This is a genomic window from Streptosporangium sp. NPDC003464 (assembly GCF_053588315.1).
The window spans coordinates 1-11,417 of sequence record NZ_JBSFPS010000306.1 but is presented as its reverse complement, the minus strand read 5'-3'; the positions used below and the strand labels follow the sequence as shown (position 1 = coordinate 11,417).

Annotated in this window: 14 protein-coding genes and 2 pseudogenes; 9 read left to right on the top strand and 7 right to left on the bottom strand. The window is 67.0% G+C overall.

The features are described from left to right. Nucleotides 1–807: 807 nt before the first annotated feature. Nucleotides 808–1,464 (top strand): C39 family peptidase, encoded by a 657-nt coding sequence (locus ACWDS7_RS41565; RefSeq protein WP_451933763.1) that lies wholly within the window; start codon nucleotides 808–810, stop codon nucleotides 1,462–1,464. Nucleotides 1,465–1,483: 19 nt separating this feature from the next. Here the strand turns inward: ACWDS7_RS41565 and ACWDS7_RS41560 are convergent, their stop codons facing one another. Both ACWDS7_RS41560 and ACWDS7_RS41555 read right to left on the bottom strand, forming a co-directional pair. Next, nucleotides 1,484–2,398 carry an IS982 family transposase gene (locus ACWDS7_RS41560; RefSeq protein WP_451933762.1) on the bottom strand — a complete coding sequence of 305 codons (915 nt, stop codon included), beginning with the start codon at nucleotides 2,396–2,398 and terminating at the stop codon, nucleotides 1,484–1,486. A gap of 55 nt (nucleotides 2,399–2,453) precedes the next feature. After that, entirely contained in the window at nucleotides 2,454–2,927 is a 474-nt protein-coding gene (locus tag ACWDS7_RS41555; RefSeq protein ID WP_451933761.1) for a MarR family winged helix-turn-helix transcriptional regulator, read from the bottom strand. A gap of 131 nt (nucleotides 2,928–3,058) precedes the next feature. Here ACWDS7_RS41555 and ACWDS7_RS41550 point away from each other — a divergent pair, with 131 nt between their 5' ends. The 5 genes from ACWDS7_RS41550 to ACWDS7_RS41530 all read left to right on the top strand — a co-directional run bounded on the left by ACWDS7_RS41550 (nucleotide 3,059) and on the right by ACWDS7_RS41530 (nucleotide 5,544). Further along, on the top strand, nucleotides 3,059–3,928 hold the full coding sequence (locus ACWDS7_RS41550) for an MBL fold metallo-hydrolase (RefSeq protein WP_451933760.1): 870 nt from the start codon (nucleotides 3,059–3,061) through the stop codon (nucleotides 3,926–3,928). 65 nt (nucleotides 3,929–3,993) lie between these two features. After that, nucleotides 3,994–4,233 carry a hypothetical protein gene (locus ACWDS7_RS41545; RefSeq protein WP_451933759.1) on the top strand — a complete coding sequence of 80 codons (240 nt, stop codon included), beginning with the start codon at nucleotides 3,994–3,996 and terminating at the stop codon, nucleotides 4,231–4,233. Between the two features lie 46 nt (nucleotides 4,234–4,279). Continuing rightward, on the top strand, nucleotides 4,280–4,603 hold the full coding sequence (locus tag ACWDS7_RS41540) for a hypothetical protein (protein WP_451933758.1): 324 nt from the start codon (nucleotides 4,280–4,282) through the stop codon (nucleotides 4,601–4,603). After that, entirely contained in the window at nucleotides 4,600–4,851 is a 252-nt protein-coding gene (locus ACWDS7_RS41535) for a hypothetical protein (RefSeq protein ID WP_433256714.1), read from the top strand. The genes ACWDS7_RS41540 and ACWDS7_RS41535 overlap by 4 nt, the downstream gene beginning before the upstream one ends. A gap of 108 nt (nucleotides 4,852–4,959) precedes the next feature. Next, nucleotides 4,960–5,544 (top strand): hypothetical protein, encoded by a 585-nt coding sequence (locus ACWDS7_RS41530; RefSeq protein WP_451933757.1) that lies wholly within the window; start codon nucleotides 4,960–4,962, stop codon nucleotides 5,542–5,544. Nucleotides 5,545–5,967: 423 nt separating this feature from the next. Here ACWDS7_RS41530 and ACWDS7_RS41525 read toward each other — a convergent pair whose 3' ends face one another. Beyond that, the gene (locus ACWDS7_RS41525; protein WP_451933756.1) at nucleotides 5,968–6,558 is read right to left on the bottom strand and encodes a TetR/AcrR family transcriptional regulator; all 591 of its coding nucleotides are present in this window, start codon (nucleotides 6,556–6,558) and stop codon (nucleotides 5,968–5,970) included. A gap of 72 nt (nucleotides 6,559–6,630) precedes the next feature. On the opposite strand from ACWDS7_RS41525, the gene ACWDS7_RS41520 reads away from it, so the two are divergent. Beyond that, nucleotides 6,631–7,059 carry a nuclear transport factor 2 family protein gene (locus tag ACWDS7_RS41520; protein WP_451933755.1) on the top strand — a complete coding sequence of 143 codons (429 nt, stop codon included), beginning with the start codon at nucleotides 6,631–6,633 and terminating at the stop codon, nucleotides 7,057–7,059. After that, on the top strand, nucleotides 7,056–7,262 hold the full coding sequence (locus tag ACWDS7_RS41515; protein WP_451933754.1) for a heavy-metal-associated domain-containing protein: 207 nt from the start codon (nucleotides 7,056–7,058) through the stop codon (nucleotides 7,260–7,262). The genes ACWDS7_RS41520 and ACWDS7_RS41515 overlap by 4 nt, the downstream gene beginning before the upstream one ends. Before the next feature lie 187 nt (nucleotides 7,263–7,449). Here the strand turns inward: ACWDS7_RS41515 and ACWDS7_RS41510 are convergent. Both ACWDS7_RS41510 and ACWDS7_RS41505 read right to left on the bottom strand, forming a co-directional pair. Further along, nucleotides 7,450–7,620: pseudogene (locus ACWDS7_RS41510) on the bottom strand (IS630 family transposase); the annotation flags it as partial. Between the two features lie 99 nt (nucleotides 7,621–7,719). Then, a complete protein-coding gene (locus tag ACWDS7_RS41505; RefSeq protein WP_451933753.1) occupies nucleotides 7,720–8,298 on the bottom strand; it encodes a TetR/AcrR family transcriptional regulator in 579 nt (192 codons plus the stop codon). Nucleotides 8,299–8,356: 58 nt separating this feature from the next. On the opposite strand from ACWDS7_RS41505, the gene ACWDS7_RS41500 reads away from it, so the two are divergent. Then, nucleotides 8,357–9,799 carry an MFS transporter gene (locus tag ACWDS7_RS41500; protein ID WP_451933752.1) on the top strand — a complete coding sequence of 481 codons (1,443 nt, stop codon included), beginning with the start codon at nucleotides 8,357–8,359 and terminating at the stop codon, nucleotides 9,797–9,799. A 19-nt stretch (nucleotides 9,800–9,818) separates the two neighbouring features. On the opposite strand, the pseudogene ACWDS7_RS41495 reads toward ACWDS7_RS41500, so the two are convergent. Together ACWDS7_RS41495 and ACWDS7_RS41490 are read right to left on the bottom strand one after the other, a co-directional pair. Then, nucleotides 9,819–10,825, bottom strand: a pseudogene (locus tag ACWDS7_RS41495) (IS5 family transposase). 412 nt (nucleotides 10,826–11,237) lie between these two features. Beyond that, a partial coding sequence (locus ACWDS7_RS41490) for a hypothetical protein (RefSeq protein WP_451933751.1) occupies nucleotides 11,238–11,417 on the bottom strand: 180 nt, incomplete at its 5' end.

Here is an 11,417-nt window from a genome sequence, read left to right as displayed (position 1 = left end):
CTCCAGGCCAGCGTGCTGGGCGACACCCAAAGTCGGCAGGCGAGCTTGGCGAAGGCTTCTCGGCGGCGGAACCACCTCCGCCGCGACGACAGGCACATCAGCTCGGGAGGAACGGCGACGCGGCAGTAACGGCATGCCCCCATTCCAGCCGCTCACGGCCCGCATCCGGCCGGACGCTACATGATCGTTACCGGGGCGGATCGGACAGAACCGAGATTCTGATCGGTCAGAACTGTCGCGTGTATCAGGTAGCAAGATCCTACTGACAGGCCATCTCTTGGCGTAGCACGCGGGCGCGTTCCCGGGCGTCGGGCCCAGCGATACCGAGGATGATCCGCTGGCCGGTGGCCAAAGCTGTCACAGATGCTGCGCTGGTGGCCAGATGAGGCCACGGGACGGAGATGTTCACGGCAGTCCTCTTTCGAGGGCTGATCGGGCGGGAGTGGCAGAGCCGATGCGATCTCCCCGTGCGACCAGGCCGAGGCTTAGGCGCTTTCGACCCGGACCTCGCGGTTTCGCGCCGAGGAGACAACTCCGTGCGGGGCGCTGCTGGTCGCGGCCGAGCGGAAAGCCGAGACGTAATGGGCGGTCCGCAATTGAAATGTGAGCACCACTCTGTTTGTTTCGGTCCAACCCGACAGATTGTGACTATTGTGAGCGCAGTTGTGGCTCTCTTAACCTCAGCGCCGTGGGCCCTCCCGGGCCCCGGCCAGGAGGCGCAACGATGGGGTTCTACGAGAAGACGGCGACGGCATAACCGGCATAGCGAAGGGATGACGTCGCGTGTCACAACCAGACGAGAGCGTCATGATCAAGAGCCTCGGCTCGACATACTGGCGCCAGCGTCAATACCAGGAAAAAACACTCTGGTGTTGGAACGCGACAACGATCAGCATCGCGAACTTCTACGCCAACGCCCAGGCTTGGACCCAGTGCGGATTCGCCGCCGCAGTCCTCAACAGGAACGACTCCAGGCTCGCCGACCAGCGACCGTTCCGCTGCTGCCCGGATGGCGAGTTACGCGGGGACTGCAACCAGGGCTGGTGGCCGGATTTCGGGCCGCTGCAGGAAGCCGGGATCCAGGTGCCGGTTGCCGATGGTGACAGGTATTTCGTCGACGCGTCGTGGGTGGGCGGCAGGTGGGTGGAGGTCAGAAGGCTCAGGGAGTTAACGAAGAACGAGGTCAAGGCGGAGATAGACGCCGGACGTCCGGTCATGATGAACATCGGCTGGGGTGGTGGCCTCTCCGGCCACATCGTCAACATCTGGGGGTACAGCTACCGCCCACAGACCGGTGAACTGGTGCACGTATGGGTGCATGACCCGTGGGAGGACACGGGCGGGATATACGCGGGCCAGGAGAACGATCCCATCATGTGGATCGCATGGGAGACGCTCTTCGGCGGTTACCCGGGCGGCCCGAACGGCACCTGGAACAGGACCTTCAAGACCCGGCGAAACTAGATGATTGCTTCCAAGGGGTTCAGTGGTCGTAAGCGATCAAGGCACGTTTGACGGGCTGGCCGGTGTGGTCGTTGTGCCAGATCGCGGCGGTCAGCGCCAGGACGCGCTGCAGGACGCGAGCGATCACACCACCGGGGGTGCGTCCGCGGTGGCGCTCCAGATCGAGCTGGCCTTTGAAGGTCTCGTTGATCGACTCAATGATCTGCCGCAATGGCTTGAGCATCGGTGCGCCGGGCCGCGCCGCCTCGCTTTTACGGGCTGGCCGGAGCAGTCGGAGGTTCCACTCGGCCAGCTGTTGCTCGAAGTCACAGCCGAAGTAATTCTTGTCACCGATCAGCGTCTGTCCGCAGCGGCCGTGGAGCAGACCGGGTTCGATTTCGAACATGCCCAGCAGCGTTTCGCGCTCGTCGGCCTTGGCCCCGGTCAGGGCGAACGCGATCGGTAGGCCGTGCACGGTGCACACCAGGTGCAGCCGCAGCCCCCAGAAGTACCGCGAATGGCTGGCGCAATAGCCGTACTCCGCCCAGCCGGCCAATTCGGAACGCAGAGCGGTCTCGCGGGAGCGGCCGCACTCCACCGGGGTGGAGTCCACTACCCACACATCGTCGCTCCACAGCGTAGTTTCGACCGCCAGCAGCCGTATGGTCTGCTGGAGCAGGCCCGCCGCCTTGCGCAGCCGCTTGTTGTAACCGGGTGCCATCGGTAGATCTGGGAACAGATGCCGTAGGTGAGCGCGGGCATGACGGATCCACCGCCGCTCCGAGGTGAAGCCCAGCAGGGCCTGCAGCACCGCCAGCGTGACCAGCTCCGCGTCGCTGAGCTTTGGTGTGATGCCCACCGACGGGCGCCAGGGTGCCAGCTGAGGTGATTCCTTCAGCAGGTCGTCGGATCGTACGTACAGCGCAGTGGCCAAGCTGTCGAGGTCCGGCTTCACCGATGTCTCCGTCTCCCCTCAAGCTAAGGAACATGGAGTGCGAGGCGGGACCTCGCTACCGAATCAGGTGATCACACTCTTCGGCGGCACTTTCGTAACTACTCAGAAGGAAGGTGTGGATCGCCGTCAGTTGGTCGCCGGAGAAGGTGGCCATCAATCGGCGGCTGCGGGCGTCGATCCCGTCGTAGAACGAAGCGATCCGTTCGAGTCCTGGGGCCGAGGCTTCGACGAGTACGCGGCGGCGGTCCTGCGGGTCGGGTTTACGCCGGACGTATCCCGCCTTCTCTAGACGGTCGATCATGTGCGTGACCGCGCCAGTGGTACGCCCGAGCTGAGAGCTGAGTGCGCCGGCCGTGGAGGCTCCGGCGCGATTGAGTACGTGCAGGCATAGCAGATCAGTCTGCGCGATGCCGAGGTGCTGGGCGATCAGGTCGTTCAGGCGTCCCAGGGCTCCGGCGAGGTCCGTCATGGACGCAATGATCCGGTTGGCCAGTTCGTTCGGCTGGTCGTCCTGCGGTTTGACGGACATGCGGCTTCCATTTACCTTCACGGTTCAGATACTTAGCTATGAAGCTACTGTACCCGATGCATTACTTCTGCGAACTGGAGGGCCTGATGGCGGCCCAGGCCCAGGTCGTTCCCCTTGGAAGGAGCCCTGCCATGGACAGCTGGTATGTGGACGACCGCTGCATCAACTGCGATACCGCCCGACAACTCGCGCCCGACCTGATCGGCGAGGCCAGCGGACGGTCGCAGATCCTGCGCCCACCGAACGATGAGGCGGAGACACGGCGTCTCCACGCGGCCGCCTTCGCCTGCCCCACACGCTCGATCCGCCCGGCGTCCGGGCAACCGGACCAAGCACTCGACCCTTTTCCGATGGCCTTGGACAACGGCGTACTGATGTGCGGGCACAACTCCCGGCACACCGCCGGGGCCAACTCCTACCTGCTGCTGCGGCCGTCCGGCACGGCCATGATGATCGATACACCGCGCTGGAGCCGTGAACTCGCCGAGCGTTACGCGGCATCGGGCCTCGTTACCGATGTGCTACTCACACACCGAGACCACGCCGCACACGGCCGCCAATACGCGGACTATTTCGGCGCCCAACTGTGGATCCACGAGGGAGACCTCGACGCAGCGCCGGACGCCGACCAGGTGATCCGGGGCCTGGAACCTCTGGAGATCAGCGAGGGGGTCACCGCCCATCCACTGCCCGGCCACACCCGGGGCAGTGTGCTCTACCTCGCGGATGACCGGTACTGCTTCAGCGGCGACAGCTTCTACTGGTCACGCACCACCGGCGATCTGGAAGTCGCGGAGAGCGTGACCTGGTACTCCATCGAGCAGTTGGCCGCCTCCCTGGCCAGGACGGCCGTACGGATGCGATTCGAATGGATCCTGCCAGGCCACGGTGACCGCCACCGCCTGCCCGCCGACGAGATGTCCCGGCGGCTGCGAGCGCTGGCCGAACGCACGCGACTGCTACGGCCCCGGCCGATCGACTTCACGGCCGTCCGCTGGTGAGGGGCCGGCCCAACCGTCACCGAGGTCCACACGGCGGCCGCAGTGCCCTTCCTCAACATTGGCGATTGCCGGGGCACGATGAGACAGCCCCCCTGATCCTGCACGGCCAGCAGAACGCGATCCTGCGCGTCACCGCGGCCCAAACCACCGCTCGCGCCGTCTACGGGGCCCAGCTGATGACCATCCCCGGTGTCGGTCGCGACCTTCCAGCCATCCTGTGGCCAGCCGTCGCCCGCGAGGTGCGCGAACTGGCCGCAACGCTATCCACGCAGCCGGATGCCGGACATCGTCGGCTCAGCGCGTAACGCGCCCCACTAGACCTGCCCGCACCTCGACAGACAAGGACACACCATGACGATTTTGGGAACCCTCCTGAAGAACAAGCGCGCCGGCGAAGCGAAACTGGCCTGGAACCTCCCCACCCTGGCCGGACCTGAGGTGCTGGGCCTTTACAGCACCGATTTCGAACACGAGGGCGTTATCCCTACGGCCCACATCGGCAAGCGCGCAGGCGGCGAGAACCGCTCTCCTGCTCTGGCCTGGAGCGGCACACCCGAAGGCACCGCCCAACTGCTGCTGGCCGTCCAGGACATCGTCTCTCCCACCCGCACCCCGTTCGTCTACTGTGTCGCCCTGCTCGAACCTGATCCCGTCACGCTGCCCACCGAGCCTTGAACGCAGGAAGTCCGGTCCAGGGAGTGCGGGTACTTCGCTCAGGAGTGGGGCGCGACTACTTGGGCCCCGAACCGATCAAGGGACACGGCCTGCACCGGTACGTCTTCCAACTGTTCGCCCTGCCCACCGCTATCACCTCGGCGGAAGGCGACACAGCGCTGGACACAGCCAAGCCCAGGGCCGTGCTCTCCACCGTAAGCGGCCCGGCCCTGGCCTGCGGCCGCCTCGACGGTCTCTACACACGCTGATACCGCACCGACGGCGCAACCGCAACGCTAGAACCTTCCGTTACGTCGGGGTCAAGCCCACGCAGCCCACGCCTTGGAAGCAATCATCTAGTCTCAGGGAGTTTTGCAATGCCGTTGAACATGCCTGAACCGCCGGGACGGATTCGGGACGAAACCCGCTCCCATCTCGGCCTGATCGCCAGAGCCGGCGGAGAGGGCCCGAAACTGCTGGGCGAGGCCGCCCCGGATGACGTGGAGGTGTCCACCCCGCACCGGGTGTTCGCCCTGCTCGTCCGAGACATCGAGGCCGGCGGCGGCCTGGAGGCGGCGCAGCCGGTGGGCTGGCGATTCCTGCTGGAGTCCGGCGGCAATGTGCTCGCCGGCGCCGAAGTCTCCGAAACGCCGGAACGCACCTTCCCGCCGACGTTCTACAGAGGCTCATCCGTGGGAGCCACCGCGACCGCGGTCAGAGCCGCACGAGCCCTGCCGCAGCTTCAACTGGCCAAGTTCGACCTCCGACTCCTGCGGATCCCCGAGCTCTACCAGGTTGCCCTGTGGTTGCACTCGCCCAACACCGATCTGCTCATACCACTGGCACCCTCCCCGATCGGGCGCGAGGGCCAGGTCACACCACCACCGGTGTTCTTCCGGGAACTCGCCGCCCGTGCCCAGGAGTACAGAGCCCGCCAGCCCCGCGACCGGGAGCCGACCTAACGCCGTACGCTCGCCTTTCCTGAAGGTGATCGCACATGCTGAGCTGGGGAAAGTCCTTAGCGTTGTTCCCTGAGGAGATAGTCCCAGCACCCCGAGTAGGAACGGGGAACTGCGTGTAGGCCTGTCGTTAACGAAGCTGTCACCAAGTACATTCAAGGGCGACCCGCGCGCTCCGGCGGCCAGGCGGCCGGGCATGCGGCCTGGGGGCCGGTCCCGGCCGCCGCCGCCACGCGCGCTCGGTCCCGCTCTCCGGGGCCGCCCATGTTGCGCGACAGGGCTCTGGCAGTGCTTCGCGACAAGAAATGTCAGTAGCGCTCCGTGACGGGTTGCCCGGTGACGGGTTCATGGACGCGGCCCATGAACTCCCCAATGCCCTCGCCCGGGATGCGGGCGCGTGCGCTTGGCGGACGAGATCAACCGCGATCATGATGGAGCCGTCCCGCCCATGGCGAGCAGCAGGGTGGTGTGCAGCGCCCGCTTCGATTCCTCCTGCGTCATGCGTCCAGAGCCGGCCTCCTCGCTCGCGGCGTGGGCGAGCTTGATGGTGACCGTGGCCAGCCAGTCGGGCGGGAGCCGGTCGTCGAAGTCGCCGGCCTGCTGCCCGCGCCGGATTACCCGTACCAGCAGCTCGCTGATCGGCTCGTGGCGCTCGCGGTCCCGCGGGCCGGCGGGCAGCGATCCACCCAGTCGCGCCAGAATGGGGTATCGCCCCACGGTGCGCTCACTGGCGTCGAGCACGCGCAGCAGCGCCTCGGCGGCCGAGCCCGTGTCGGGGCCCGCGGCGTTCATCGCGGCGACGGTCTCCTCGGTGAGCCGGTCGACGACGGCCGCGAGCAACTGATCGCGTGAATGGAAGTGAGCGTAGACAGTCTGACGCGTCACCTCGGCGGCAGTGGCGATGGCGTCGAGGCTGGCGTCGGGCCGGGCCTCGAGTACCTGAAGCGCCGCGTCCAGGATGGCGGCCTTGCTGCGCAGTGCGTCGGCGCGGAGGCTGCGAGCCGTGTCCGGAGACATCTCTTACACCTTGCCAAAGTTATCGGACGCCGCATATCTTACGGCTTGTAAGAGATCGTATCGCTATGCCCGATGGGACTACCTGTGAACCCCTTCCATGACGACGACCCGAAGCGGTTCATCGCCGACTTCTTCTCCTCGTTCACCGCGGAACTGCTGCACAGTGACGACGATCCGGCCATGATCGTCGATCGTTATCACACGCCGGACATCGTCCAGGTCGCCGACGGCAACCGCATGGACCGCGACAAGCTCATCGCGCACACACGCCCCATCCGCAAAAACCGGCCGGAGAGCCGGATGGACGTCCACGAGGCGGTCGCCAACGGCGATCAGCTGGCCGCCCGATACACCCTGTACGTGCACACCCGCAAACGGGATCTCGCCATGGAGGTGTGCTTCTTCGGCCGCTTCGCTTCCGACGGTCGGATGCGGCAGGCCCACATGCTCACCCGCACCGTCCCCGACGGCGCAACCTCCGGCGCCAAGGTGCGGGTATGACCGAGACCACCTACAGCGTGAGCGGCATGGCCTGCGGTCACTGCGCGGCCTTCGTCACCGAGGAGATCGAGCGCGTCCCCGGCGTCGGCGCCGTGGCGGTGGACGTGCAGGGCGGCACAGTCACGGTCACCAGCGACCGGGACCTCGACGTCGCGGACGTGCGCGCTGCGGTCGAGGAGGCCGGCTACGAGCTCACCCAGTGACGCCGGGCCGACCCGCGGCCTGCACGTCATCGCCGCGACGCTGCCGCCGGTGAAGGGATCGGCATGCTGCAGGGCCCACGGCAAAGCCAAAGCCCCAAAGTGTCTCTGGGTAATTTCGGCGACACTGTGCGATCCAGCAGGGTGGAGGTCACCGACGTCGGGCAGCCGGGTCCCGGCCTTCCTGATGGATCCGCAGCCGTCCGGCCACCGCCATGTTGCTGCCGCCCTCGGCGCAGGCCAGCACGATACGGGCGCGTGAAGCCAGTCCTTGCGCGGTCGTACGGCGTCTGGCCCACCCCTGCAATGTCAGCCGCTCGGCCTCCGACAGCACCAGCGGCTTCAGCCGGTTGTCTCCCATTTCTCCAGCACAGCGCACCGCGAGGGCTCTACTGCTCCGGCCCCCCATTTGAGACGAAACGCGACTCATGTGGTGACGCCGCAACTCCGAACCAGCTCACTAGCCGGTCAGCACCGATTGGATGGACTTCGTCACCACGCTGGTGGCGTCATGCGCGGGCAGGCGCCCCGCACGCAGTTCGTTCGCTGCTCCGTGCAGGATGTAGTGGACGAGGCTGACGAGCCAGGTGGCGGTCAGGTCGGTGCGAAAGACGCCTTGTTCCTGGCCTCGGCCGATGAGCTCGGCCATGCGTTGCGCGGGTTCGGCGTGCAGTTCTCGCACCCGCCCCGCAGGGAGGACTGCCTCCGCGGCGCTCAGCAGGGCCGCGGATTCGGCCACGATTTCCCAGCTCGACGCCAGCAGCCGGGCCATGGCGTCGCGGGCGTCTCCGGTCAGGTCGAGGGAGGAGAGAGTTTCTTCGCCGGCTCGAAGCGCGTCCATGAGCGCGGCTTCGACCAGGTCGGCCCGGGTGCGGAAATGGCCGTACAGCGTCATCCGTCCGACGCCGGCAGCCTGGGCGATGTCGTCGGTGGTCACGTCCGGATCCGAACTCATCAATGCGCGCGCCGTGGACACGATGTTGACGATGTTGCGCTCGGCATCGGCACGGCGTCGGGAGCGCGCGGAAGTTGAACCCATACGGACAGTCTAACTCGTATGTTCAGATACGAGTTATAGTGACGGCTAGTTCTCGTATATGAGAGTACGAGTTGTCTCCGCGGAGAATCCGATGACCCACCAAGCAGTACGGCAGACCTCACCCCCCGAGCCGCATCCGGCGCGGTGGCGCATCCTCGGCTTCCTCGGGGTGGCACAGCTCATGCTGATCCTCGACGTCACCGTGGTGGCCATCGCGCTGCCCCACATCGAGACCGACCTCGGACTCAGCCGCGAAGCGCTGACCTGGACGGTCAGCGCCTACACACTCACCTTCGGTGGACTGATGCTGCTCGGCGGACGCATCACCGACCTGGTGGGAGCCAAGCGGGTCGTGCTCACCGGACTGCTGCTGTTCACCGTGGCATCGCTGATCACCGGGCTGGCCGGGTCGGCCGACCTGCTGGTGGGTGGTCGCATCGCGCAGGGCGTCGGGGCGGCACTGCTGTCCCCCTCGGCCCTGTCGCTGGTGGTGTCCCTGTTCGATGGGGACGAGCGGAACAAGGCCCTGGGCCTCTGGTCCGCGCTCGGCGGCGGTGGCGCCGCCCTCGGCGTCCTGCTTGGCGGCCTGCTCACCGCCGGCCCTGGATGGCCGTGGGTCTTCTACGTCAACGTGCCCATCGGACTGGCGCTCGCCGCGATGCTCGCCGCTCTGCTGCCGACCCAGCCGTCCGCATCCGCCAGCCGGCCCCGACTCGATGTCCTCGGCGCGATTTTGGCGACGGCCTCCTCCGCGTCGTTGATCTACGCTCTTATCGCCGCCGGTGAGCGAGGGTGGCTCACCGCGCTCACCGGATGGCTCGTCCTGGTGGCTGCCGTGGGCTACGTATTGTTCGTGCTGTGGCAGCGGCGGACCCGCTCGCCCCTGATGGACGTCCGACTGCTGGCTCGGCGGCCCGTGGCGACCGGCGCGTTCCTCATCCTGATGGCGACAGCGCTGATGGTCGCGGTGTTCTTCCTGGGCACCTTCTACTTCCAGCACGCTTTGGGATACGGCGCGTTGCAGACAGGGCTGCTGTTTCTGCCGGTGGCACTGGCAACGATACTCGGGGCCAACCTGACCGGACGCGTGCTCGGCCGATGGAGTGCACGCGGGCCGGCCGTCGCGAGCCTGACCGTCGCGGCGATCGGCATGGCCGTTCCGGCGGTGTCGCTGACCCCGGTCAGCGTTGTGGCCGGCGTGGCCGTCGCCGCGGCGGGAACCGGCGCGATGTTCGTCATCGCCTCGGCGACCGCGCTCGGCCAGGTGGCGCCCCACGAAGCCGGGATCGCCTCCGGCATCGTGAGCACCTTCCACGAGTTCGGCGCCTCCATCGGAGCCGCAGTCGTGTCGAGCGTCGCGGCAGCGAGCCTGATGGGGACCACGTTGACCGGATTCACCAGCGCGTTCATCGTGGCTGCGGTCGCGGCGACGATCGGCGCCGTCACCGCCGCACTGATAACTCCTGGCCGCTCAACGCGGCAGGGGCAAGCAGGCTCCTAGGGCGCGTATTTGGTTGTGATCAAGGGGCGGTCTGGGTGAGGTCCTTGATCCAGATCATCGCAGCACGAAGGTGAAGGCCGGCGAGGTAGCTCTCAGGGGTCTTGTCGTATCGGGTGGCGATGCCCCGCCAGGCCTTCAGCTTGTTGATCAGGCGCTCCACGGTGTTCCGCTCCTTGTACAGGTCGGCGTCGTAGCGAACGGGCCGACCGCCCTTGCTGCCCTTCTTCTTCCGGTTGGCCGCCTGGTCGGCCTTCTCCGGGATGACCGCCTTGATCCGGCGCCGACGCAGGTAGACGCGGTTGCCGCGCGAGGAGTACGCCTTGTCTGCGGCCACCGCGCCGGGCCAGGTGCGCGGACGGCCGGCAGGCCCCCGGACCCGTATCTTCTCCAGCACAGGGATGAACTGCGGGCTGTCTGCGGCCTGTCCCGCGGTCAGAACGAACGCCGGCGGGCGGCACTTGCGGTCGGCGACGAGGTGGACCTTGCCGGTCTGCCCGCCCCTCGATCGCCCGAGCAGGGCGGCTTTCAGCCGGAGCTTGCGCCGGCGCCGGATACCTACCCGTTCTTCCCGATCAGGGTCGTTTGCAGCGTTGTACCCCTCGCGTCCTTCCGGGCCGCCCCCCCCTTTTGCCGCGCCTTCTCCTCCTCATCGGCGGCCTTCTCCAAGGCGGTGAGGATGTCGTGGCCCAGGCGCATCCCGGCGGCGTCGTGATGGGCCCGGGCGGTGGTGGAGTCCATGCTGACCAGGGACATGTCCACTGTGCCGCGTTTCGCGGCTTCCGCGATCAGGCCCTCCAGCAGGGCTTCGAAGACGCCGGCATCCCTCCACTGCCGGAATCGGTTGTGCACGGTCGGCCAGGCGCCGAACTCCTGCGGCATCTCTCGCCACTGCCCGCCCGTCTTGAACCGCCAGATCACGCCCGCGAACTGCTGTCGCAGCCGTGCGGGGTACGGGCCAAACCCGCCGATCGGCAGGTGAGGCTTGATGAACTCCCATTCCTCGTCCGTGAGTTGAGCCCGCGTCACATAAGACGATCTATCGGATCAGGCCCCGCCACAGGGGCGAATCTCGCAGATTGATCGCAACTCGATACGCGCCCTAGTCGACGCGTTGCCGAGTCGGCCGCGGACCGCAATGAGCACGAGCGCCAGGACGAAGACGAAGACGCCTGAGCCAGGTTGCCGAATTGTTCTTACAGAGGTCAAGGGCGGCGCGAGCCGCGCCGGGCGCTGCCTGACGGATCGGCCGGCCGGGCATGCGGCTCTTCGGCCGGGACCGGCCGCCGCCCGCCAGGCAGCGTCCACGATCCCCCGGCCGTCGCCAGTCCCCAGCAGTTCGCGGACAGGCCCACGCGCGCCCGCGAGGACCTGTCACACCTCGGCATGGCCGGATGAGGGCCGTTGTCGGCGGAACAGGGTCTAGACCCTAGCGACCTGGTCAGGGGTCGTACGGGGGCTGTTTCCGGATCTCCCGCTGGATCTGCTGATTCCTCTGCTGCGTCCGCTTCCAGGATTTCCTGTCGACTCCGAACGGCGGGTTCTCCCAGTCGATCCTCGGCTTCGGAATCCCCCGCCACCCGGGATGCTCCTCGCTGTCCCCGTTCGAGTCGACCATGTA

Excerpts from the sequence above, each read along its gene's own strand:
- ACWDS7_RS41565 (WP_451933763.1), top strand. The coding sequence starts at position 808 with ATGATCAAGAGCCTCGGCTCGACATACTGGCGCCAGCGTCAATACCAG.
- ACWDS7_RS41555 (WP_451933761.1), bottom strand. The coding sequence starts at position 2,927 with ATGTCCGTCAAACCGCAGGACGACCAGCCGAACGAACTGGCCAACCGG.
- ACWDS7_RS41550 (WP_451933760.1), top strand. The coding sequence starts at position 3,059 with ATGGACAGCTGGTATGTGGACGACCGCTGCATCAACTGCGATACCGCC.
- ACWDS7_RS41540 (WP_451933758.1), top strand. The coding sequence starts at position 4,280 with ATGACGATTTTGGGAACCCTCCTGAAGAACAAGCGCGCCGGCGAAGCG.
- ACWDS7_RS41530 (WP_451933757.1), top strand. The coding sequence starts at position 4,960 with ATGCCGTTGAACATGCCTGAACCGCCGGGACGGATTCGGGACGAAACC.
- ACWDS7_RS41525 (WP_451933756.1), bottom strand. The coding sequence starts at position 6,558 with ATGTCTCCGGACACGGCTCGCAGCCTCCGCGCCGACGCACTGCGCAGC.
- ACWDS7_RS41520 (WP_451933755.1), top strand. The coding sequence starts at position 6,631 with ATGGGACTACCTGTGAACCCCTTCCATGACGACGACCCGAAGCGGTTC.
- ACWDS7_RS41515 (WP_451933754.1), top strand. The coding sequence starts at position 7,056 with ATGACCGAGACCACCTACAGCGTGAGCGGCATGGCCTGCGGTCACTGC.
- ACWDS7_RS41505 (WP_451933753.1), bottom strand. The coding sequence starts at position 8,298 with ATGGGTTCAACTTCCGCGCGCTCCCGACGCCGTGCCGATGCCGAGCGC.
- ACWDS7_RS41500 (WP_451933752.1), top strand. The coding sequence starts at position 8,357 with ATGAGAGTACGAGTTGTCTCCGCGGAGAATCCGATGACCCACCAAGCA.